The following is a 21215-nucleotide window of genomic DNA, read 5'->3' as shown; positions in this document are numbered from 1 at the left end:
CTATCTATTGTTGGCTTTGAACGGAGACGGGTATGGCCGAGCAAAAATTCATCGAGGTGCGGGGCGCGCGCGAGCATAACCTCAAGGGGGTCGATCTCGACATCCCGCGCGATGCGCTGACGGTCATCACCGGGCTGTCGGGCTCGGGCAAGTCATCGCTCGCCTTCGATACGATCTATGCCGAGGGGCAGCGGCGCTATGTCGAAAGCCTGTCGGCCTATGCGCGGCAATTCCTTGATATGATGGGAAAACCCGATGTCGATCATATTTCGGGGCTGAGCCCTGCGATCTCGATTGAGCAAAAGACCACCTCAAAAAATCCGCGCTCCACCGTCGGCACGGTGACCGAGATTTATGACTATCTGCGGCTGTTGTTCGCCCGCGCGGGCACGCCCTATAGCCCCGCGACGGGGCTGCCGATTCAGGCGATGCAAGTGCAAGACATGGTCGATCGCGTGATGGCGATGGAAGAGGGCGCGCGGGGCTATTTGCTGGCCCCCGTCATCCGCGACCGCAAGGGCGAATATCGCAAAGAGTTTGCCGAATGGCGCAAGGCGGGCTTTCAACGGGTGAAGGTGAACGGGGCCTTTTACGACCTTGAGGAACCGCCCACCTTGGACAAAAAATTCCGCCACAATATTGATGTGGTGGTGGATCGGATTGTGGTCCGTGAAGGGTTGGAGACACGTCTGGCCGACAGTTTCCGCACTGCGCTCGATCTGGCCGATGGGATCGCACTTTGGGAAGAGGCGCTCTCGAATGATGCGCTTGAGGCGGGGCAAGAGCCCGCGCGGGTGACCTTTTCGGAAAAATTCGCCTGCCCGGTCTCTGGCTTCACCATTCCGGAAATTGAGCCGCGCCTGTTTTCGTTCAACGCGCCTTTTGGCGCCTGCCCGGCCTGTGACGGGCTGGGGGTTGAGCTTTTCTTTGATGAACGGCTCGTGGTGCCCGATACTACGCTAACGCTGATGGCAGGCGCGCTTGCGCCTTGGGCGAAGTCGAAAAGCCCTTACTTCACGCAAACGATTGACGCGCTTGCCAAGCACTATGGGTTTGATAAGCGCAAACCGTGGAAAGACCTCAAGCCCGAGGTGCAGCGCTTGTTCCTCTATGGCTCGGGCGAGGAACAGATCAAATTCCGCTTTGACGAGGCGGGGCGGGTCTATGAGGTCAGCCGGACCTTTGAAGGCATCATCCCCAATATGGAGCGCCGCTACCGCGAGACCGACAGCGCTTGGTCGCGCGAAGAGATGGAGCGCTATCAAAACAACCGCTCTTGCGGCGCCTGCCACGGCTATCGTCTGAAGCCCGAGGCTTTGGCGGTGAAAATCGCCGGGCTGCACATTGGCCAACTGGTCGAAATGTCGATCCGCGAGGCGCATGACTGGATTGGCACCGTGCCAGAAACGCTTGGCACGCAGCACAATGAAATTGCCCGTCCGATCTTGAAAGAAATCCGTGAGCGGTTGGGGTTCTTGGTCAATGTGGGCCTTGATTACCTGACGCTTTCGCGCGCGGCGGGCACGTTGTCGGGCGGCGAAAGCCAGCGGATCCGGCTGGCCAGCCAGATCGGCTCTGGTCTGACGGGCGTGCTTTACGTGCTCGACGAACCCTCGATCGGGTTGCACCAGCGCGATAATGATCGGCTGCTTGGCACGCTGAAAAACCTGCGCGATCAAGGCAATACGGTGCTGGTGGTGGAGCATGATGAAGATGCGATCCGCCATGCGGATTACGTTTTTGACATTGGCCCCGGCGCGGGCGTGCATGGCGGCCAAGTGGTTGCGCGCGGCACACCTGCCGAGATTGCGGCGGACCCGGCGAGCCTCACCGGGCAATATCTCTCTGGCACCCGCGCGATTGAGGTGCCGCCCAAACGCCGCAAGGGGAATGGCAAAAAGCTCAAGGTCTCAAAGGCGTGCGGCAACAACCTCAAAGATGTGACGGTGGAATTCCCGCTGGGGAAATTTGTCTGTGTCACGGGCGTTTCGGGCGGCGGCAAATCCACGCTGACGATTGAAACGCTTTATAAAAATGCAGCGATGCGATTGAATGGCGCGCGCGAGACCCCCGCGCCGTGCGAAAGCATCCGCGGCTTTGAACACCTTGATAAGGTGATCGACATCGACCAACGCCCGATTGGGCGCACGCCCCGTTCTAACCCCGCCACCTATACCGGGGCCTTCACGCCGATCCGCGATTGGTTCGCGGGGCTCCCCGAGGCGCAGGCGCGCGGCTACAAGCCGGGGCGGTTTTCCTTCAACGTCAAAGGTGGGCGTTGTGAGGCCTGCCAAGGCGATGGCGTCATCAAGATCGAGATGCACTTCCTGCCCGATGTCTATGTCGAATGCGAAACCTGCAAGGGCCACCGCTACAACCGCGAGACGCTGGAAATTCAGTTCAAGGGCAAGTCGATTGCCGATGTGCTGGATATGACGGTGGAAGACGCGCAGGAGTTCTTTAAAGCCGTGCCCGCGATCCGCGAAAAGATGGATGCGCTGGTGGAGGTGGGGCTTGGCTATATCAAGGTCGGCCAGCAGGCGACCACGCTTTCGGGCGGGGAAGCGCAGCGGGTGAAACTGTCTAAAGAACTCAGCCGCCGCGCCACGGGCCGCACGCTTTATATCTTGGATGAGCCCACCACGGGGCTGCATTTCGAAGATGTCCGGAAACTTCTGGAAGTTCTGCATTCGCTGGTCGAACAGGGCAATACGGTGGTGGTGATCGAACACAATCTCGATGTGATCAAAACCGCCGATTGGATCATCGACATTGGCCCCGAGGGCGGCGATGGCGGCGGGCGTATCGTGGCCGAGGGCACACCCGAACAGGTGGCCACGGTACCCGAAAGCCATACCGGGCGCTACCTTGCGCCAATGCTGGGTTTGCCGGTCGCGGCGGAATAAGGGCAGGGGGGGGCGCTGCCCCCTCTTTTCCTGCGGAAAATTCACCCCCGGGATATTTAGGCAAAGTCGAAGGGCAAAGCGTTTTGCTTCAACGTCGCGCCGCGCCAGAAAGGGCAGCGCTACGCGTTTAGCGGCGGCGCATGCGGCCCAGCACCTCGATTACCTTGCCGGTCTCGGCCGAGACTTTGTAGATGATCCGGTGGTGTTCATAATAGCGCCAAGGGCCATCCACCGGGGACAGATTGTAGCGCCGCAGATCCATCAACATGGACTGTTCATAGACCGGGAAATCATCGCCCACCGCATAGTCCGGCGCGCGCGCGTTTTCGAGTTTCCAGCGGTGGCCGTATTTGCAAAACCGATCCCCTGTCGCCTCCAAAATCCGGCATTCGGAGGGCTGCTCGGCCTGCGGCACTTGGGGGCCAATCGGTGCCACGCTTTCGGCGCGCGCGGGGAGCGCTGCGCAAAGGGTAACTAGCAAAAGGGCAGGGCGGAAGCACATGGGCACAGTGTAAAACCGCCCTCGCCAAATGAAAACCCGCCGAAGGCGCGGGGGGCCGTCGGCGGGTTTGCCCCGTAGCAGAAAATCGGTGGCTCTGGCCAGCCACCGATGCGCGGGGTTAGCTCTTGCAGGTGTTGATGCCCACGATCGTGTAAAGCGGGCAGGAGCCAGCCAGACCGGTGATCAGCGGCACGACGCCGATCAGCCAGAACCACGAGGCATCGGGCATCAGGAAATAGGCGGCCAGCATGGCGGCGCCGAGAACGATGCGGGCGATTTTATCCATCCCGCCGACGTTGTTCTTGAACATATGCACTCCCTCCAATCGGCCCGCGACAGCGCGGGTTTGTGGTAAAGGAGATAGCACGCAGGCGTTTTAGCGTCGGTGACGTGATCACCAAGACCGATCACAGGGACGCGAGCGGATGTTTCAGGCGCGCTCGGTCAAGCTCCCCCGGTCACGATCCCTCAGTCACGCGCCTTCGGTCACCGCATCAAGGCGTTTGAGCGCGGCAGCGTCGCATATCTCAACGAGCCCGCGTTCGGTGCGCACCCAGCCGCGCCGGGCAAAAGCATCCAAGCGGCGCGAAACCACCTCGCGCGCCGAGCCGATTTGCGCGGCAATCTCGGCATGCGTTGCGGCGACGCGGCTATTTTCCGCCCGCGCCAAAAGCCAGCTGGCCAAGCGGCTTTCCACTGATTGGAAAGAGACCCGTTCCATCAGCCGGATCACCTCTTCCATCCGCACCGCCATCGACGAAAACACAAGCGCGCGGAACGAGGGGCTGTCTTCCATCAACCGCAAAAAGGTCGGGCGCGGCACCAGCACGATGCGCGAGGGCGTGGTGGCAATGGCCTCGCCGGTGTAATCTGCCTCGCCCAAAAGGCCGAGTGTGGTTTGCACGCAGGTCTGGCCGGGCTCGACCGCGTAAAGCATCAACTCGCGCCCATTGGCGCCGGTCAAAAACACCTCGACCCGGCCTTGCAGCACCAAAACAAAGCCCTGCACCGCATCGCCGGGGCGAAACAGAACGGCGCCCTTGGGCACATCCATCGGGCTTAGATCTTGCAGCAATGCCCGCTCAGGGGCACCGAGTCGGGCAAGGGCGGGGGAGGTCTCAATCCAGTGCGTCATGGTTTGGATTTAGGCGTGCAGGGGCACGAGTTACAAGCCCCCGCAGTGGGTTTTGCCGTCGCGTCGGTTTAGTTGTTCAAAAGCGCCGTCAGCAGCCCAAGCACTGCCATGGTATTGAGCGTGTCGGAATCGATCAGCACGACACGATTGTCGACCACCCGGTATTCCTGTCCATGGGGCGGCGGAGGCAGGCGGCGCAATTGCGCGCTGCTCGGCGCGTGGCCGGGCGCTTGTTTGGCGGCTTGCGGGGCTTGTTTCTTGGCGTGGCCCGGGGGCGTGTTGTGGCCGGGGGCAGCACAGCGCGCGCCGGGGGCGCTACAGTCTTGCGGCGGGTTTGCCATCGCGGCGGGGGCAAAGCTTGCAAAGGCAATGGCGAGGGCGGCAAGCGTCAGGGGGGTCTGTTTCATAAGCTCGATCTCCTTGGTCTGAAGATCGAACGCGCGAGCGGGGCAAATCAGTCGCCCCGCTCGCAGTTTTGTGAGGAAAATCCGCCTATTCGCGGCTGCGGTTTTCAAAGCGCGGCAGCATGGCCGAGAAATCCATCCCCTTGCCGCCTTCTTGTTCGACAAAGCGCTCGTAAAGCGCCGCTGCCTGCTGGCCCATCGGCGTATCGGCATCGACCGCTGCTGCGGCTTGCTGGCTCAGCCGCAGGTCTTTGAGCATGAGTTCCGCCGCAAAGCCGGGTTTATAGCCATTGTCGGCGGGGCTTTGCGGGCCAACGCCGGGGGCCGGGCAATAGGCATTCATCGTCCAAGAATAGCCCGAGGAGGTCGAGACCACATCGAACATCTTGGCCCGATCAAGGCCCAGCTTATCGGCCAAGGCAAAGGCTTCGCAGGTGGCGATCATCGTCACGCCCAAGATCATATTGTTGCAAATCTTCGCCGCTTGGCCCGCTCCGGGGGCGCCGCAATGCACAGCCTTTTGCCCCATGATCGCAAAAAGCGGCTCAACCGTGGCAAAGGCATCCTCTGTGCCGCCGACCATGAAGGTGAGCGTGCCCGCCGTCGCGCCGCCCACCCCACCAGAGACCGGCGCATCCAAAGCGCCAAGCCCGGCTTTTGCGGCTTGTTCGGCCACCGCGCGCGCGCTTTCGACATCCACGGTTGAGCAATCACACAGCACAGCCCCGGGCACCATCGCCGGGATCACCTCTGCCGCCACCGCGCGCAAAATCGCGCCATTGGGCAGCATGGTGATCACCACCTCCGCCCCGGTGGCCGCTTCGCCTGCCGTGGCCGCTTTGGTGACGCCCGCCGGGCAGGGGGCGGCAAGGTCAAACCCCACCACCTCATGGCCCGCTTGCACAAGGTTCGCCGCCATCGGCGCGCCCATATTGCCAAGCCCGATAAATCCGATCTTCATCTGTCCTCCCCCAAATATCAGACGCCTCTCCTCAAGCGTCGAAGTCGATCTCCCACTCCCGCGGCAGAGGGGCCAGGAGTTTCGTCACCAGCGCTTCGGGCAAGGTGTCGAGGCTGTAGGCCCATTGCGGGTTGCGGTCTTTGTCGATGATTTGCGCGCGCACGCCTTCCAAAAAGTCGCTGTGCTCCACCGCGCGCAAGGTGAAACGAAACTCGTTTGACAGCGCTTCGCGGATATTGGGCACAGCGCGGGTCATGCGTACGAGCCGCAGCGTGCATTCTTCACTCAGCGCAGAGTTGCGGCGCAAAGTGGCCAATGTTTCGGCGGCGAATTTCGTGGGCAGGTTCTCGAGCTTTGCCACGATCATCGCAATATCTTTGCCACCAAAGATCGCTTCAATCTCGGGGCGGCGATCGGCCAGAAAGCCTTTGTACTCGGGCTGAAACCCGCGCGGGATCACCGAAGCCTCGCCGCTCTCGGCCAATTGCGCGATCACCTCGGGCCAGCGCGCTTCGGGCAGATAGATATCCGCAAAGCCCGCATAAAGCGCATCCGCCGCGCCAATCCGGTTGCCGGTGGTTCCCAGATATTCCCCGACCCGCCCCGGCGCACGTGCCAAAATCAACGTGCCGCCGACATCGGGAATAAGCCCGATCCCGGTTTCGGGCATGGCGATTTGCGTGCTTTCGCCGACCACGCGGTGGCTTGCATGGCCGCCCACGCCCACGCCGCCGCCCATCACGAAGCCCTGCATAAAGGCGACAATGGGTTTCGGATATTCGGCGATTTTTGCGTTCATCCGATATTCGGCGCGCCAAAACTCGGCCCCGACCTGCGGATAGCCCGCGCGCCCGGCTTTATAAACAGCGGCAATGTCGCCGCCTGCGCAAAAGGCCCGGTCGCCCTCGGCATCAATGATCACAAGCTTGACCTCAGGATCATCGCGCCACTGATCCAGCGCCTGCTCAATCGTGAAAGCCATGCTTTCATCAAGGGCGTTGAGCGCCTTGGGACGGTTGAAGGTCAGCCGCCCCGCGCGGCCTTCCTTGCGAGCGATCATCCAGTCTTCTTGCATCAGCCGCGCTCCGCCAGCAGGCTGCGGCTGATGATCAGCCGCATGATTTCATTGGTGCCTTCCAAGATCTGATGCACACGCAAATCGCGCACGATCTTTTCGATCCCGTAATCGGCAAGGTAGCCATAGCCACCATGCAATTGCAGGCATTGATTGGCCACCTCAAAAGCGGCGTCAGTGACGTAAAGCTTTGCCATCGCACAGAATTTCGTGGCGTCGGGGGTGCGATTGTCCAATTTCCACGCGGCTTGGCGCAAGAAGATGCGCGCCGATTGCAGCTTCACTTCCATCTCGGCGAGCCGGAACTGCAGCGCTTGGAATTGGTCGAGCGATTGGCCAAAGGCTTTGCGCTCACCCATATAGGAAAGCGTGGCCTCAAGCGCCGCCTGCGCGCCGCCCAAAGCACAAGCAGCGATGTTGAGCCGCCCACCATCCAGCCCCGCCATCGCGTAGCTGAACCCCTTGCCGAGTTCGCCCAAAAGGTTCTCTGCCCCGATCACGCAATCATCAAATTGCACCTGCGCGGTGGGTTGCGCGCGCCAGCCCATCTTATGTTCCTGCGCGCCAAAGCTCAGCCCCGGCGTGCCGGCTTCAACGATGACGGTGGAAATCCCTTTTGGTCCCGCGTCTCCGGTGCGCACCATGGTGATATAGGCATCCGAATAGCCGCCGCCCGAGATGAACGCCTTGGTGCCATTGAGCGTGAACTGCCCCGGCGTTTCCTCGGCACGGGTGCGCAGCGCGGCCGCGTCGGAGCCAGAGCCGGGCTCGGTCAGGCAATAGGAAAAGACGCTTTCCATCGAACAAAGCTTCGGCAGATAGCGCGCTTTCAAATCCGGTGCGCCGAATTTGTCGATCATGCCGCCGCACATGTTGTGAATGGACAAAAAGGCCGAAACGGCAGGGCAGGCCATTGCCAAAGCCTCAAAGACGAGCGTCGCATCCAATCGGCTCAGCCCCGATCCGCCATGCTCTTCGGAAACATAAATCCCGCCCAAGCCAAGCGCTGCCACTTTGGGCCACAAATCGCGCGGGATCGTGCCTGCCTCTTCCCAAGCGCGCGCATGGGGCGCGATTTCATCTTGGCCAAAGGCATAGGCCATATCGAAAATGGCCTGTTGCTCCTCACTGAGCGCGAAATCCATGCCTTCCTCCCCAAAGCCTGAATTGAACACCTGTTTAATTTGGAAACCTTGCACCAGTGTTGCAAGGGGCGGTGGCGGGGCGCTGCCCCTCTTGGCCTGCGGCCAATTCACCCCGGGATATTTTGAGCAAGATGAAACAGCCCCCTTTCATCTTGCTGCAAATATCCCCGCCGGAGGCAGGCCGCGCCAAAGGCGCGGCCCGCTTGCGGTGAGATCAGTCGAGCGCTTTAAAGTTCAGCGCGACACCGTCTTTGATGCCCGAGAACCAACGCGCGGTGACGGTTTTGGTTTTCGTGTAGAAGCGCAAAGCATCGGGGCCATATTGATTGAGATCGCCAAAGGCCGATTTCTTCCAGCCGCCGAACGTGTAGTAGGACAGCGGCACCGGGATCGGGAAGTTGATCCCCACCATGCCCACATTCACCCGCGCCGCAAAGTCGCGCGCCGTGTCGCCATCGGCGGTGAAGATCGCGGTGCCGTTGCCGTAATCATTGTCGATGATCAGCTTCAGCGCGTCTTCATAGCTATCTTGGCGCACCACGCTCAAGACCGGGCCAAAGATCTCTTGTTTGTAGATCTCCATCTCCGGGGTGACTTTGTCAAAAAGGCTCGGCCCGGTGTAGAAGCCGCCTTCATAACCTTGGATCGTCAGGCCACGGCCATCAATCAGCAGCTCCGCGCCCGCTTCCACGCCCGAGGCGATCAACCCTTCGATCCGCTCTTTCGCTTGCGCAGTGATCACAGGGCCAAAGTCCACATCATTGCCGCCGGTATAGGGGCCGACTTTGAGCTTTTCGATCTTCGGTACCAGCCGTTCGATCAGCGCTTCCGCCGTGCCTTTGCCAACCGGAACGGCGACCGAAATCGCCATGCAACGCTCGCCCGCCGCGCCATACCCGGCACCGACCAGCGCATCCGCCGCTTTGTCCATATCGGCATCGGGCATGATGATCATATGGTTCTTGGCGCCGCCAAAGCACTGCGCGCGTTTGCCGTTCGAACAGGCGCGGCCATAGATATATTGCGCGATCGGGGTCGAGCCGACAAAGCCCACCGCTTGGATCGTGTCATTGTCCAAAATCGCATCCACGGCTTCTTTGTCGCCGTTCACGACTTGCAGCACACCATCGGGCAGACCCGCTTCTTGCGCGAGTTCCGCCAGCCGCAGCGCGGTCGATGGGCAGCGCTCAGACGGTTTGAGGATCATCGCATTGCCGGCCACCAGCGCCGGGCCCATTTTCCACAGCGGGATCATCGCCGGGAAGTTAAAGGGCGTGATGCCCGCGACAACGCCAAGCGGTTGGCGCATCGAATAAAGATCAATGCCGGGGCCCGCATCGCCGGTGTATTCGCCCTTCATCAGCGCGGGCGCGCCCATGCAAACCTCGATCACCTCAAGGCCGCGTTGCACGTCGCCGCGCCCGTCCAGCAGCACTTTGCCGTGCTCCATCGAGACGAGTTCCGCCAGCTCATCCATGTGCTGGTTGATCAGATCGCCAAATTTCATCATCACCCGCGCGCGGCGCTGCGGGTTGGTGGTGGCCCAGCCCGCTTGGGCTTTTTCTGCCGCGGCCACAGCGGCATCCAGTTCCGCTTTGGTGGCAAGTGCGAGTTTCGCGATCACTTCGCCCGTGGCCGGGTTCAGCACTTCGGCAAACCGCTCCGAAGTGCCGGGGACCATTTTGCCGTCAATCCAGTGTCCGATCTCTTTCATCTTTTCCTCCCTATAGTGCCTGCGCCGTGCGTGGCGTCTCGTGCGTTTGGGTGTTTGTGAGTGGGTTCCGGCGACACTCTAGCCTTGCGAAAATGCGCCATAAAGAGGAAGTCTGGCAAAAGCGTTTTGCAATAATGCAAAGGTGGGGCATGGATTGGGATGACTTGCGGGTGTTTTTGGCCGTGGTGCGGGCAGAAAGCCTTTCTGGCGCGGGGCGGGCGCTGAAATGCGATGCCGCGACCGTGGGGCGGCGTGTTGCGCGGCTGGAGGAGGCTTTGGGCAATGCGCTTTTCGTCAAATCCCCGCAAGGCTATGCGCTGACAGAGGCGGGCGGGCGGCTCTTGCCCCATGCCGAAGCGGCGGAAGCCGCCTTTGCGGGTGCGGCTGAGGAACTCTCGGGCACCGGGCGGCAACTGACCGGGCAATTGCGCATCGGTGCGCCCGATGGCTGCGCGAACTACCTGCTGCCGCAGGTCTGCGCCGAGATTTGCGACAGCCATCCGGGGCTCGAGATTCAGATCGTCGCTTTGCCACGGGTCTTTAACCTCTCGAAACGCGAGGCGGATATGGCGATTGCCGTTTCACCGCCCACGGCGGGGCGGCTTACGGTGCAAAAGCTTGTCGATTATCAACTGCATCTGGCCGCGCATGAAAGCTACTTGGCCGCGCATCCACCGATCCTGTCGCGCGCCGATCTGCGCACGCATCGGATCGTGGGCTATATTGCCGATATGATTTTCGACAAGGAACTCGACTATTTGGCCGAAACGCGGGCGGAGGGCGTGGGGCTCGCGTCCAATTCCGTTTCGGTGCAAATGCAGATGCTGCGCGCGGGTGCGGGGCTCGGCATCGTGCATGATTTCGCGCTGCCCTTTACGCCGGGCGTGGTGCGGGTGCTGCCCGAGGAAATTGGGCTGAGCCGCGCGTTTTGGCTCATTCGCCATGCCGATGACCGCCGCTCGGAACGGCTCGAACGGCTTGCCGCCGCTTTGGGGCGCGGCATGCGGCGCGAGGTGGCGCGGCTTGAAACTTTGGCCGCTGTGGGGCAGGGGGTGGGCTCGCCCACGCGCGCGGTGGCCGCGCCGGGGCTTTGAGGGCTTAAGGGGTGTGACGCTGCGCTGCGCAGCGAGTGGGTTGCAAATCGGGTGCGAATGCTGTTGCGTGCGCTCACCCGTTCGTGAATGCGGCGCAGGAGGAGGGCACCCATGCGCATCGGTCTATATCCCGGCACCTTTGACCCGGTGACGCTTGGCCATACCGACATTATTCAGCGCGCGCTGGCGCTGGTGGACCGGCTGGTGATCGGCGTGGCGATCAACCGTGACAAAGGGCCTTTGTTCACGCTCGAAGAGCGTGTGGAAATGCTGCAAGCCGAATGCGCGGGCATCACCGCCAAATGCGGCGGCGAGATTGTGGTGCATCCGTTTGAGAATCTGTTGATTGATTGCGCCCATGATGTGGGGGCGAGTGTGATCATTCGCGGCCTGCGCGCTGTGGCGGATTTTGAATATGAATTCCAGATGGTTGGCATGAACCGCGCGCTGGATGACAGCGTGGAGACGGTCTTCATGATGGCCGATGCCCGGCGTCAGGCGATTGCCTCGAAGCTGGTGAAGGAAATCGCGCGCCTTGGCGGCGATGTTTCCAGATTTGTGCCGCCTGCGGTGGAAGAACGGCTCGTCGCGCGGCTGCGGGGCTAAATCGGCCCTCTCCGTGGGGGCTAAGGCCACGGCCGCTTTCATCTTGCGCGAAATATCCCGGGGGGGCGGGGGCAGCGCCCCCGCCGGGTCGCTTCGGCAGCGCCGCAGCGAAACCCGCTTTTCTTACGCGACCCCAGCCTCAATCACATGGCGGGCGAGCGCCGCATAGGCCTCGGCTGCCGGGCTGTCGCCGGCTGCAATTGGCGTGCCTTCATCGCCGGCAATGCGCACTTCCAACGCCAAGGGGAGGGCGCCCATGAAGGGCAGGCCGAGCCGCGCGGCCTCGGCTTCCACGCCCCCATGCCCAAAGAGATGCGCCTCATGGCCGCAATTGGGGCAAACATAGGTGGACATGTTTTCAATCAGCCCGACCACCGGCACCTTCAGCTTGGCAAACATATCGAGCGCTTTCTTGGCATCCAAAAGCGCCACATCTTGCGGGGTCGACACGATCACCGCGCCATCAAGCGTTGCTTTTTGGCACAGGCTCAATTGCACATCGCCGGTGCCCGGCGGCAGGTCGATCACCAGCACATCCAAATCACCATAAGCGTTCCAGCGCACTTGCCCCAAAAGCTGTTGCATCGCGCCCATCAGCATCGGGCCGCGCCAGATCACCGCCTCATCTTCGCGCAGCATCAGCCCCAAAGACATCAGCACCACGCCATGCGCCATCACCGGCAAGATCGTATCGCCGTTTTCCGAACCGGGGCGCTCGGTCGCGCCCATCATGCGTGGCTGGCTCGGCCCGTAGAGATCGGCATCCAAAAGCCCAACGCGGCGGCCCGCTTTCGCCAAGGCGACAGCAAGGTTCGCCGCCACGGTAGATTTGCCGACGCCGCCTTTGCCCGAGCCCACCGCCAAAATGTGGCGCACACCGGGGACCGGGGCAGGGCCAGCCTGCGGGGTTGGGTGACCTCCGATCTTCACGCCTGATTGCGGCTTCTTCGCCCCCATCCCCTTGGGCGGGCCTGCCGGGATCACCACGGAAAGGGAGCTGATCCCTTCAAGACTGCGCACCGCTTGTTCCAAAACCGGGCGGATCGCCACCAGTTCGGCCTCGGGCGCCCCCTCAAGCACGAACCGCACCACACCCGATTCGACCGCCAGCGCATGCACCAGACCGCGGCTCACGGCATCTCCGCCTTCCAGCGGGGTATTGCGCAAACGTTCGAGCACTGATTCTTTCGTAAGAGCCATGAATTTCTCCTGTCGATTTGCGGGCGACTGTGGCGCTTTTGCCGCGCTTCGCAAGGGGGCACACCCCACCCAAGCAAGATTCGCCTCTTTTTTGAACTGTTCCAAAGCGAATTAACGCTGTTTTGGGGCGGAAACAGGTCAGAATCCGTTATGCATTTTTCGCAAGGCGGCGTTGCACCCGTCCGCCGTTGTGCAGATGCAGCATTTCCCCCATGTTAGCCCCAACAGCGACGGCGCACCGCAGAGACATCTCGGTCAAGCAGGCGCAGAACAACACACAGCGATAGCGAAAGAGACGACGAATGGCACTGGCGACCGACATCCGCACTTCCGACACCGGGCTTTCCCAGGTGCTTGCGACCGTGCGCGAAGCGCTGGCCCGCCGCAAGGTTTATCGTCAGACGCTTTCGGAACTGCGCTCGCTTTCGGAGCGTGAACTGAACGATCTTGGCATGCACCGCTCGATGCTGACCCGCATCGCGCTGGAAGCGGCCTACGGCAAATAAGACTTCCTGAGGCCTCTCCTCCTCCCTGGCCTCGGAGATCGGCGACACCCTCTCTCCTCCTCCCTGAGGGTGTCGCCAAACCAATACCGGCCCCATCTGCCGGAAACGTATCAGGCCCCCTCCTCCTCCCTGGGGCTTGTAAAGAAGGCGGCGGCCTCTCTCCTCCTCCCTGAGGTCGCCGCTCCTTCAACCTGATACCGCGTCCTCTCCTCCTCCCTGGGCGCGGGATATGGTGCTGCTCACCTCCTCCCGAGCAGTGCCGGACATACCAAGGCCTCTCTCCTCCTCCCTGAGGCCGCGGTTTTTAACGGCGGTGCCCCTCCTCCTCCCTGGGCGCCGCCGTTTTCCATTTTGGGGCTTTGCTCCCGTCTCCCGGCGACATTTCTGGCAAGATGAATGCGGCCCGTTGCACAGCCCGCTTGCGGGGGCGGGCGGTTGCAGGCAGGAAGGCCAAAAGAGGGATCGACCCATGCTGTCTTACCAACACGCCTATCATGCGGGAAATCTGGCCGATGTGCACAAACATGCACTCTTGGCCGCGATGATCGACTACATGACCCGCAAAGACAAACCGCTGAGCTACCTAGAGACCCATTCGGGCCGGGGGCTTTATGCGCTCGATGGGGCGGAGGCCGCGAAAACCGGCGAGGCGGCGGCAGGGATCAGCCGCGCTTTGGCCGAGCGCTGGTTCGACGCCGATCACCCCTATCTGCGTGCGCTCAAAACGGTGCGGGACGCGCAGGGCAAAACCGCCTATCCCGGCTCGCCGCTTTTGGCGGCCACGCTCTTGCGCCCGATCGACAGCATTCAATTGTGCGAACTCCATCCGCAGGAATTTGCCGCGCTGAAAGAGGCGATGGCCGAGCATGGCGGGATCTTTCACCAAAAGGATGGGCTGCAAATGGCGCTCGCCATGTGTCCGCCCACGCCGCGCCGGGGGCTGTTGTTGATTGACCCGTCTTGGGAGGTGAAGGCCGATTACGAAACCGTGCCAAAGCTGATGGGGCAGGTCGCGCGCAAATGGAATGTCGGCGTGATTGCGCTTTGGTATCCGGTGCTCGCTGCCCATGTGCCGGTGGCCGAGGCGCAAGCGCGCATGGTGCGCAACCTCAAAGCCGCGCATCCCGAAGGGCTGCTTTCAGAGGTGCGCTTCCCGCCCGCGCGCGCCGGGCACGGCATGGTGGGCTCGGGCATGTTCGTGCTGAACCCGCCTTGGGGGCTGCAAGACGAGGCCGCAAAACTCGCCAAGCTCTTTGCCAAGCTGAAATAGGGCGCCCCATAAGGAAAGGCGCCCCATAAAGAAAGGCGCGAGGGTTTCCCCCCGCGCCAGCCCTTGGGACGCACCCCTTGGGACAATTGCTCGATCTTACATCGGCGCCGGTTTCGGCGTGGCCGAGGTGCGCACCGGCAGGGTCGGGTGCACGACTTCGGGTTGTTCGCCGGTCAGCGTGGTCAGGAAGGCGGTGATATCGTCGACCTGTTCATCGCTCAGTTCCGCACCAAGCTGCGAGTTTGCCATGATCGCCACGGCTTGCTTCAGATCCCAAACCTTGCCGGAGTGGAAATAAGGCGCGGTGAGCGCGATGTTGCGCAGCGGCGCGGCGCGGAAGACATATTCGTCATCCGCCGTTTCCGAAACCGCAAACCGGCCTTTGTCGCCTTCGGGCAGCACATCGGCGCCGGGTTTTTCAACCAAACCAAACGGATAGTAGCCGTTGCCGCCGAAGTTGATGCCGTTGTGGCAGCTTGCGCAGCCGGTTTCGACAAACAGGCTCAGACCGTTTTTCTCTTGATCGGTCAGCGCGCCGTCTTGGCCCATCAGCCATTGGTCAAACTTCGAGTTCGGGGTCACAAGCGTGGCTTCAAACGCCTCGATCGCGAGCGCGAAATTGTCAAAGGTGATCGGGTCGGCTTCGCCCGGGAAAGCGGCATCAAACGCGCTGACATAGCCATCCATCGATTTCAGCGTCGCCACCACCTGCTCGGGGGTGTTGTTCATTTCCACGCCCGCTTGCACCGGGCCTTTGGCTTGCGCAGCAAGGTCAGGCGCGCGGCCATCCCAGAATTGGGCGATGTTGAAGACCGCGTTCAGCATGGTCGGCGCGTTGCGCGGACCCGCTTGCCAGCCGTGGCCAACAGAGGTTTCCAGCCCGTCAACCCCGCCGATCCCGACGTTGTGGCACGATTGGCACGAGAACAGGCCCGATTTCGACATGCGCGGATCGAAGAACAGCATCGCGCCCAGATCGACCTTATCGCGGGTGACGGCGTTGTTGTTTTCAAGCATCGGCGCTTGCATCGGGATCACTTCGAAGAGCCCTTTGGCCTCTTCGCGTAGCGCGGCATCATCCGCCAAAACGGGCGTGGCGAGGACCGTTGTCAGGGCCAGCGCGAGGGCGATTTTGCGTTTCATGGATGGTTCCTCCGTAGCAAAAGGTAGAATAAATCTAAGTTCACGGGGGCGTGAGAGAGTTGATCCAGATCAAGTTTGGAACGGTTCTAGATGCGGCAGCCTGACGCAGGTTTTGGTTGACACTTCTACCTGAAAAAGGCCCATACTATCGCCCAAAATGGGGGCGCTGATGGCACTGGAAGACGCGAAAAATCAAGTAGATACCGCATTCACCCGCGCCGAACTGCGCGGCCTTGCCTATGAAAACGCCTTTGCGGGCGCGCCGTCCTTCTTGCGCCGCCGTTACAGCAAGGATCTGGCTGGCGTCGATCTTGCTATTACCGGTGTGCCCTTCGACCAAGCGGTGACGAACCGCCCCGGCACCCGCTTTGGCCCGCGCGCGATCCGCGAGGCGGCAACGCTGCAAGCTTTCGATGCGCCCTATGGCTGGGGCTATGATCCGCTTAGTGAAATGAGCATTGTCGATTACGGCGATCTGGCCTTTGACTATGCGCATACGGCGAGCTTTCCCGACCGGGTCACCACCCATATCGCCACCATCTTGGGCGCGGGTGTGGGGGTGATTACGCTTGGCGGGGACCATTTCATCACCCAGCCGATTTTGCGCGCGATGGCGGACCGCCACGGGCCGGTGGCGCTTATTCATTTTGACGCCCATTCCGACACTTGGGCCGATGACGACATGAGCCGGATCGACCACGGCACCTTCCTGTATAAGGCGCTCAAGCTTGGCTACGTTGCGCCCGAAACCACGGTTTCGGTGGGCATCCGCACCGACAACCCCGACACTTGCGGCGTGCATATTCTTGATGCGCCCTTCGTGCATCAAGCAGGCGTGGAAGAAACCGTTGCGCGGATCAAGGCGGTGGTGGGGGAGCGGCCCTGTTACATCAGCTTTGATATCGACTGCCTTGACCCCGCTTTCGCGCCCGGCACCGGCACCCCGGTCTGGGGTGGTTTAGCCAGTTGGCAGGCGGCGGCGCTTTTGCGCGGGCTGGCGGGCATCAATATGGTCGGCGGCGATGTGGTCGAGGTCTCGCCGCCCTATGACCCAACGGGCGTCACCGCGATTGCGGGCGCCCATGTCGCCACCGAGCTTGTGGCGCTTTACGGATACACCCGCCGCAAAGGCTGAGGGCTTAACTCGGGGCGGGTCACATCCGCGCAGGGGCGCTTGCAACGGGGCTGGGGTCTTGCAGCATGGCCCTGCGATGCCTACATCCAGCAAAAGCATTTGCGGCCGGGTCTCGGCCGCCACAGCGGGGACAGAATGCGCAGCGCCTTCCACTACTTCGGCTGGGCCTTCGGCTTCACGGCGATTGGTCTCTTGCTCTCTCTCTGGCTTGGGTTTGTCTACGAACACACGTTCTCGGGGGCGATGTCGTTCTTCTTTGTCGCCTGTGTGCTGGCGGTCTTGGAAATCTCGCTTTCCTTCGACAATGCGATCGTCAATGCCAACAAGCTTAGCCGCATGTCACCGCTTTGGCAGCGGCGGTTTTTGACATGGGGGATCATCATCGCGGTCTTTGGGATGCGGATTATCTTTCCGCTCATTATCGTTGTGGTGGCGGCCCATGTTGGCCCGCTAGAGGCGATACGGCTCGCCGCGACAGAGCCCCAAGAATACGCGAAGATCATCGACGAAGCCCATGTTTCCATTGCAGGATTTGGCGGCGCCTTCCTGATGATGGTGGCGCTGACCTATTTCGTCGACGAGGGCAAAGAGGTGCATTGGTTTGCTGCGCTTGAGCGGCGGCTAAGCGCTTGCGCCTCGGTCCGGGGGCTAGAGTTGGGCTTTGTTCTGGCACTGGTTTTGGGCGTGACCGCCATTCAACCCGTGCATGAACAGGGCACCTTCTTGGTGGCCGCTTGCACCGGGCTGTTGACCTTCTTGGCGGTGGAGGGCTTGGGGCAGGTGCTCGACCGTGGGGCGTTGGCCTCTGATGTGGCGCGCGGCGGCATTGGCGCATTCCTCTACCTTGAGGTGCTTGATGCCTCCTTCAGCTTCGATGGCGTGATCGGGGCCTTTGCGCTGACGCAAAACCTCTTCTTGATTGCCATTGGCCTTGGCATTGGCGCGTTTTACGTCCGCTCAATGACGGTGATGCTGGTTGAACGCCACGCGCTGTCTGAGTTCCGGTTTTTAGAACATGGGGCGTTTTGGTCGATCTTGGTGCTCTCTGCTGCGATGTTCCTGCAAACACTGTTCCCGGTGCCGGAATGGGCCACGGGTCTGCTGGGCGTGCTTTTCATCGGGCTGAGCTTCATGTCATCGGTGCGTTGGAAACGCGCCAACCCGGAACCCTGCGAATAAGCAAAGCTGCGGTCCAAAGTGAAACGCCGCGCAGGGCACTGCGCGACGCTTCTTCTTTCCGTGGTGGTATGTCTTACGAGGCGGCGCGCAGCGCCAATTCGCTGGTGGCGCTGCCACTATTGCCGATCCGGAACACGCTCGCCTGTGCCGCCAACTGACCCGCCTGATTGCTGAGCACTGCGACGGCGGCGGAGCTTTCTTCAAACATTGCTGCGTTTTGCTGGGTGACTTGATCAAGCTGGTTCACGGCGGAGTTGATCTCGGCCAAGCCGGTGGATTGTTCCACGGCAGAGCTGGCAATCGCCTGAACCAGCCCATCGACCTCGCCCACAAGCACGTCAATCTCGCTCAGCGCTTGGCCGGATTCATTGACCAGTTCCACCCCTTGGCGCACCTGCCGCCCAGAGGTTTCAATCAGTTCGGCAATCTCGCGCGCCGCTTCCGAGGAGCGCTGCGCGAGCGCCCGCACTTCCGAGGCCACAACCGCAAAGCCACGCCCCGTCTCGCCCGCCCGCGCGGCCTCAACACCGGCATTCAGCGCCAGCAGGTTGGTTTGGAAGGCGATGTCGTCAATCACGCTGGTGATGCGCGAAATCTGATCGGAGCTTTGCGCAATATCGCCCATCGCCGAGATTGTTTGGTCGACCACACGCCGCCCTTCGGTCGAACGGCTGCGCGCCTTGCCCACAGCGCCCGCTGCATTGCGCGCGCCGGTGGCCGAGCTTTCCACCGAGGCCGAAAGCTCGTTCAGCGCGGCGGCGGTTTCTTCCAGCGAGGCGGCTTGCGTTTCGGTGCGCCGCCCAAGTTCCGCAGAGGCCCCCGACAGATGCGAGGTTTCAACCCGGATCGATTCAGCGCTGTCCAAGATTGCGCCGACAAGGTCCGAAAGCTGGCCCATCGCCTCGTTGAAATTGTTGCGCAAAGCCTCAAATTCGGGCGGCATCGCGCTGTGCAACCGATGATTCAATTCGCCCGCACTCAGCGCCGCGACGCCTTTTTCAAAGGCGAAGATCGCGTTTTTCTGGGCGGTGATATTGGTGGCGAATTTCACCACTTTATAGGGGCGCCCCTCGGCATCCAAAATCGGGTTATAGCTCGCTTGAATCCAGACATCTTGGCCGGTTTTCGAAATTCGGCGGAATTCAGAAACCTGCGCCTTGCCTGCGCGCAACTCATCCCAAAAACGGCTGTAAGCGGGGCTTTCGCGTTCCTCGCGCGCCACAAAGAGCGCGTGTTTTTGGCCGTGCAATTCGTCCAGCGTATAACCCAAGGCCGACAAGAAATTCTCGTTCGCGGTCAGGATATTGCCTTGCATGTCGAATTCGATCACGGCTTGCGAACGTTGCAGCGCATTGATCTGGCCCGCGCGGTCGAGCGCGAGGCGGAAATCCTCGGTCACGTCTTGGGCAAATTTCACCACGCCGGACACTTTGCCATCCAGCCCTTTGATCGGGTTATAGCTGGCGCGCAAGAATACCTCGCGCCCGCCTTTGGCGACCCGGTGGAACGCGCCCGAGACAAATTCGCCGGTGCGCAACGTATCCCAAAACTGTTTGTAATCGGCTTTTTCCGCCGCTCCCGGCGGCATGAACATGCGGTGATGTTTGCCGATCAGCTCCTCGCGCGAATAGCCCATCGCTGCAAGGAATGTGTCGTTCATCTCGACGATATTACCGTGCAGGTCGAATTCGATCACCGCTTGCGAGCGATCCAGCGCCGCCATCATCGATTCCCGATGTTTCCGCTCGCGGGTTTTGTCGCTGATATCAGAGGCGAAGTTGAACACCTCGACCACATTGCCCGCCGCATCGCGCACCGGAACGTAGGTGGATTCGAGCCAAACCATTTCGCCCGATTTGCGCACCCGCGTCACCGCCATATGCACCACTTCGCCCGCGCGTAGATCATCCCAAAACTGTCCCGTGCCCACGCTTTTGGCGTAGCTCGGCAGCATGATGATTGCGAGTGATTGGCCCACAAGCTCTTGTTCGGAATAGCCAATAATGTCGCAATAGCACCGGTTGGCACTGAGGATTTTGCCGGTGAGGTCAAAAGAAATCACAGCAAGGGCAGATTCGACCGCAAGGTTCAGCGCATTTTGACGTTGTTCTTGGGGCTTGGGCGGACGGCGAAGGAACATAGCGGCTCCGGACTGGGCTGGAATTCCGCGCCAGCATATGCGCCGCCGATTTATGGGGCGTTAATGTGCATCCGCCTTTTGCAAATAGGCCAATTCCTTAGGCTTTGCCCCAGCTTTGCATGACTTTGATGTAATTGGCGCGCTCATATCCCTCGGGGTCGTCCATCGCCCCATAGGCGAGTTTGCCGCGCAGATCGGCGGGAGTTTCAAGCCCGCGCGCATCAAGCCAATCTTCCACCCCCTTGAGCAGCACGCCGATATGTTCGGGCCCATGGCGCAAAAGCGCGGAGGTGGTCATCACCACATCGGCCCCCGCCAGCAGATAGCGCACCACATCCTCGGCGCTTTCCACGCCCGTCGTGGCGGCAATCGAACCGCCGAACCGCCCCGCCAAAACGCCGATCCAGCGCATCGGCAGCCGCATCTCGTAGCGGCGCGACAGTTCCAGCTGCGGCTCTACGGTCAGGCGCACCGGGTCGATCTCGGGTTGATAGAAGCGGTTGAAAAGCACCACCCCCTTCGCCCCCGCGACCACGATCCGCTTCGACATATGCGCGGGCGAAGAGAAATAAGGCCCGATTTTCACCGAAACCGGGATTTGCACCGTCTCGCAAACCGCGCTCACCACATCGAGCGTGCGCTGTTCCACCTCCGCGCCCGACATATCCGGGTCGGTGGGCAGGAAATGCACGTTGAGTTCAATCGCGCCCGCACCGGCTTCGGCAAATTCATAGGCCATATCGGTCCAGCCGGTATCGGTGGTGCCATTGAGCGAGGCAATCACCGGAATAGGCAGCGCGGTGGCCGCCTTTTCCACCAGCGTCAGGTGGTTCGAACTGTCAAAGGCAAAGGCGGATTGGGTCGGGAAATAGCTCAGCGCTTCGCCCGAACTTTCTGACCCATGCTCGACCAGCTGATCGAGAATGCGCTGCTCGTGCCAGATTTGCTCCTCAAAGACCGAGGGCAGCACCACCGCCCCCGCGCCGTGATCGGCCAAGATCTTGAGCACCTCAAGTTTGGCATTGAGCGGGCTTGCCGAGGCCACAAGCGGGCTTGGCAGATCAAGGCCCAGATAGCGGGTTTTCATCTCCATCTCGGGT

19 protein-coding genes are annotated in these 21215 nt (G+C 61.4%); 7 read left to right on the top strand and 12 right to left on the bottom strand.

The annotated features are described in order from the left end of the window. Window positions 1–32: 32 nt before the first annotated feature. Window positions 33–2906, top strand: a complete 2874-nt coding sequence (uvrA, locus tag CRO18_RS04990) for an excinuclease ABC subunit UvrA (protein WP_097081278.1) — start codon at window positions 33–35, stop codon at window positions 2904–2906. Between the two features lie 127 nt (window positions 2907–3033). On the opposite strand, the gene CRO18_RS04985 is transcribed toward uvrA, so the two are convergent. The 8 genes from CRO18_RS04985 to CRO18_RS04950 all read right to left on the bottom strand — a co-directional run bounded on the left by CRO18_RS04985 (window position 3034) and on the right by CRO18_RS04950 (window position 9842). After that, complete coding sequence (locus tag CRO18_RS04985) at window positions 3034–3342, bottom strand: hypothetical protein (RefSeq protein ID WP_143128597.1); 309 nt, start codon at window positions 3340–3342, stop codon at window positions 3034–3036. Between the two features lie 184 nt (window positions 3343–3526). Next, the gene (locus tag CRO18_RS04980) at window positions 3527–3718 is read right to left on the bottom strand and encodes a DUF2892 domain-containing protein (protein WP_097081276.1); all 192 of its coding nucleotides are present in this window, start codon (window positions 3716–3718) and stop codon (window positions 3527–3529) included. Window positions 3719–3880: 162 nt separating this feature from the next. Next, window positions 3881–4543 carry a Crp/Fnr family transcriptional regulator gene (locus tag CRO18_RS04975; protein ID WP_097081275.1) on the bottom strand — a complete coding sequence of 221 codons (663 nt, stop codon included), beginning with the start codon at window positions 4541–4543 and terminating at the stop codon, window positions 3881–3883. A gap of 68 nt (window positions 4544–4611) precedes the next feature. Then, entirely contained in the window at window positions 4612–4950 is a 339-nt protein-coding gene (locus tag CRO18_RS04970; RefSeq protein WP_097081274.1) for a hypothetical protein, read from the bottom strand. A gap of 85 nt (window positions 4951–5035) precedes the next feature. After that, the gene (gene mmsB / locus CRO18_RS04965; RefSeq protein ID WP_097081273.1) at window positions 5036–5908 is read right to left on the bottom strand and encodes a 3-hydroxyisobutyrate dehydrogenase; all 873 of its coding nucleotides are present in this window, start codon (window positions 5906–5908) and stop codon (window positions 5036–5038) included. 31 nt (window positions 5909–5939) lie between these two features. After that, a complete protein-coding gene (locus CRO18_RS04960; protein ID WP_097081272.1) occupies window positions 5940–6983 on the bottom strand; it encodes an enoyl-CoA hydratase/isomerase family protein in 1044 nt (347 codons plus the stop codon). Beyond that, window positions 6983–8128 (bottom strand): acyl-CoA dehydrogenase family protein, encoded by a 1146-nt coding sequence (locus tag CRO18_RS04955; protein WP_097081271.1) that lies wholly within the window; start codon window positions 8126–8128, stop codon window positions 6983–6985. Before CRO18_RS04955 ends, CRO18_RS04960 begins: the two co-directional genes overlap by 1 nt. 214 nt (window positions 8129–8342) lie before the next feature. Then, window positions 8343–9842 (bottom strand): CoA-acylating methylmalonate-semialdehyde dehydrogenase, encoded by a 1500-nt coding sequence (locus CRO18_RS04950; protein WP_097081270.1) that lies wholly within the window; start codon window positions 9840–9842, stop codon window positions 8343–8345. A 149-nt stretch (window positions 9843–9991) separates the two neighbouring features. Here CRO18_RS04950 and CRO18_RS04945 point away from each other — a divergent pair, with 149 nt between their 5' ends. Beyond that, window positions 9992–10936: a LysR family transcriptional regulator gene (locus tag CRO18_RS04945; protein ID WP_097081269.1), complete on the top strand. Its 945-nt coding sequence runs from the start codon at window positions 9992–9994 to the stop codon at window positions 10934–10936. A 111-nt stretch (window positions 10937–11047) separates the two neighbouring features. Next, window positions 11048–11542, top strand: a complete 495-nt coding sequence (coaD, locus tag CRO18_RS04940) for a pantetheine-phosphate adenylyltransferase (RefSeq protein ID WP_076483380.1) — start codon at window positions 11048–11050, stop codon at window positions 11540–11542. Between the two features lie 123 nt (window positions 11543–11665). On the opposite strand, the gene CRO18_RS04935 is transcribed toward coaD, so the two are convergent. Continuing rightward, window positions 11666–12742, bottom strand: a complete 1077-nt coding sequence (locus CRO18_RS04935) for an Mrp/NBP35 family ATP-binding protein (RefSeq protein ID WP_097081268.1) — start codon at window positions 12740–12742, stop codon at window positions 11666–11668. 302 nt (window positions 12743–13044) lie between these two features. On the opposite strand from CRO18_RS04935, the gene CRO18_RS04930 reads away from it, so the two are divergent. Both CRO18_RS04930 and CRO18_RS04925 read left to right on the top strand, forming a co-directional pair. Then, the gene (locus tag CRO18_RS04930; RefSeq protein ID WP_097081267.1) at window positions 13045–13248 is read left to right on the top strand and encodes a DUF1127 domain-containing protein; all 204 of its coding nucleotides are present in this window, start codon (window positions 13045–13047) and stop codon (window positions 13246–13248) included. Between the two features lie 469 nt (window positions 13249–13717). Further along, entirely contained in the window at window positions 13718–14518 is an 801-nt protein-coding gene (locus CRO18_RS04925) for a 23S rRNA (adenine(2030)-N(6))-methyltransferase RlmJ (protein WP_097081266.1), read from the top strand. Between the two features lie 96 nt (window positions 14519–14614). On the opposite strand, the gene CRO18_RS04920 is transcribed toward CRO18_RS04925, so the two are convergent. After that, on the bottom strand, window positions 14615–15661 hold the full coding sequence (locus CRO18_RS04920) for a cytochrome-c peroxidase (RefSeq protein WP_097081265.1): 1047 nt from the start codon (window positions 15659–15661) through the stop codon (window positions 14615–14617). Window positions 15662–15830: 169 nt separating this feature from the next. On the opposite strand from CRO18_RS04920, the gene speB reads away from it, so the two are divergent. Next, a complete protein-coding gene (speB, locus tag CRO18_RS04915; protein ID WP_097081554.1) occupies window positions 15831–16796 on the top strand; it encodes an agmatinase in 966 nt (321 codons plus the stop codon). 135 nt (window positions 16797–16931) lie between these two features. Further along, a complete protein-coding gene (locus CRO18_RS04910) occupies window positions 16932–17975 on the top strand; it encodes a DUF475 domain-containing protein (protein ID WP_097081264.1) in 1044 nt (347 codons plus the stop codon). 73 nt (window positions 17976–18048) lie between these two features. Here the strand turns inward: CRO18_RS04910 and CRO18_RS04905 are convergent, their stop codons facing one another. Continuing rightward, window positions 18049–20115 carry a PAS domain-containing methyl-accepting chemotaxis protein gene (locus tag CRO18_RS04905; RefSeq protein WP_097081263.1) on the bottom strand — a complete coding sequence of 689 codons (2067 nt, stop codon included), beginning with the start codon at window positions 20113–20115 and terminating at the stop codon, window positions 18049–18051. A gap of 97 nt (window positions 20116–20212) precedes the next feature. Next, complete coding sequence (locus CRO18_RS04900) at window positions 20213–21208, bottom strand: dihydroorotate dehydrogenase-like protein (protein ID WP_097081262.1); 996 nt, start codon at window positions 21206–21208, stop codon at window positions 20213–20215. Between the last annotated feature and the right edge of the window lie 7 nt (window positions 21209–21215).

Origin of the sequence: Rhodobacter sp. JA431 (assembly GCF_900217725.1) — a bacterium.
Lineage (GTDB): Bacteria > Pseudomonadota > Alphaproteobacteria > Rhodobacterales > Rhodobacteraceae > Rhodobacter > Rhodobacter aestuarii.
The sequence above is the reverse complement of the archived record's forward strand: the minus strand, read 5'-3'. Positions and strand labels throughout refer to the sequence as shown.

What these genes read in the sequence shown, in the direction of transcription:
- uvrA (WP_097081278.1), top strand. Translation starts at nt 33, where the DNA reads ATGGCCGAGCAAAAATTCATCGAGGTGCGGGGCGCGCGCGAGCATAAC.
- CRO18_RS04980 (WP_097081276.1), bottom strand. Translation starts at nt 3,718, where the DNA reads ATGTTCAAGAACAACGTCGGCGGGATGGATAAAATCGCCCGCATCGTT.
- CRO18_RS04975 (WP_097081275.1), bottom strand. Translation starts at nt 4,543, where the DNA reads ATGACGCACTGGATTGAGACCTCCCCCGCCCTTGCCCGACTCGGTGCC.
- CRO18_RS04970 (WP_097081274.1), bottom strand. Translation starts at nt 4,950, where the DNA reads ATGAAACAGACCCCCCTGACGCTTGCCGCCCTCGCCATTGCCTTTGCA.
- mmsB (WP_097081273.1), bottom strand. Translation starts at nt 5,908, where the DNA reads ATGAAGATCGGATTTATCGGGCTTGGCAATATGGGCGCGCCGATGGCG.
- CRO18_RS04960 (WP_097081272.1), bottom strand. Translation starts at nt 6,983, where the DNA reads ATGCAAGAAGACTGGATGATCGCTCGCAAGGAAGGCCGCGCGGGGCGG.
- CRO18_RS04955 (WP_097081271.1), bottom strand. Translation starts at nt 8,128, where the DNA reads ATGGATTTCGCGCTCAGTGAGGAGCAACAGGCCATTTTCGATATGGCC.
- CRO18_RS04950 (WP_097081270.1), bottom strand. Translation starts at nt 9,842, where the DNA reads ATGAAAGAGATCGGACACTGGATTGACGGCAAAATGGTCCCCGGCACT.
- CRO18_RS04945 (WP_097081269.1), top strand. Translation starts at nt 9,992, where the DNA reads ATGGATTGGGATGACTTGCGGGTGTTTTTGGCCGTGGTGCGGGCAGAA.
- coaD (WP_076483380.1), top strand. Translation starts at nt 11,048, where the DNA reads ATGCGCATCGGTCTATATCCCGGCACCTTTGACCCGGTGACGCTTGGC.
- CRO18_RS04935 (WP_097081268.1), bottom strand. Translation starts at nt 12,742, where the DNA reads ATGGCTCTTACGAAAGAATCAGTGCTCGAACGTTTGCGCAATACCCCG.
- CRO18_RS04930 (WP_097081267.1), top strand. Translation starts at nt 13,045, where the DNA reads ATGGCACTGGCGACCGACATCCGCACTTCCGACACCGGGCTTTCCCAG.
- CRO18_RS04925 (WP_097081266.1), top strand. Translation starts at nt 13,718, where the DNA reads ATGCTGTCTTACCAACACGCCTATCATGCGGGAAATCTGGCCGATGTG.
- CRO18_RS04920 (WP_097081265.1), bottom strand. Translation starts at nt 15,661, where the DNA reads ATGAAACGCAAAATCGCCCTCGCGCTGGCCCTGACAACGGTCCTCGCC.
- speB (WP_097081554.1), top strand. Translation starts at nt 15,831, where the DNA reads ATGGCACTGGAAGACGCGAAAAATCAAGTAGATACCGCATTCACCCGC.
- CRO18_RS04910 (WP_097081264.1), top strand. Translation starts at nt 16,932, where the DNA reads ATGCGCAGCGCCTTCCACTACTTCGGCTGGGCCTTCGGCTTCACGGCG.
- CRO18_RS04905 (WP_097081263.1), bottom strand. Translation starts at nt 20,115, where the DNA reads ATGTTCCTTCGCCGTCCGCCCAAGCCCCAAGAACAACGTCAAAATGCG.
- CRO18_RS04900 (WP_097081262.1), bottom strand. Translation starts at nt 21,208, where the DNA reads ATGGAGATGAAAACCCGCTATCTGGGCCTTGATCTGCCAAGCCCGCTT.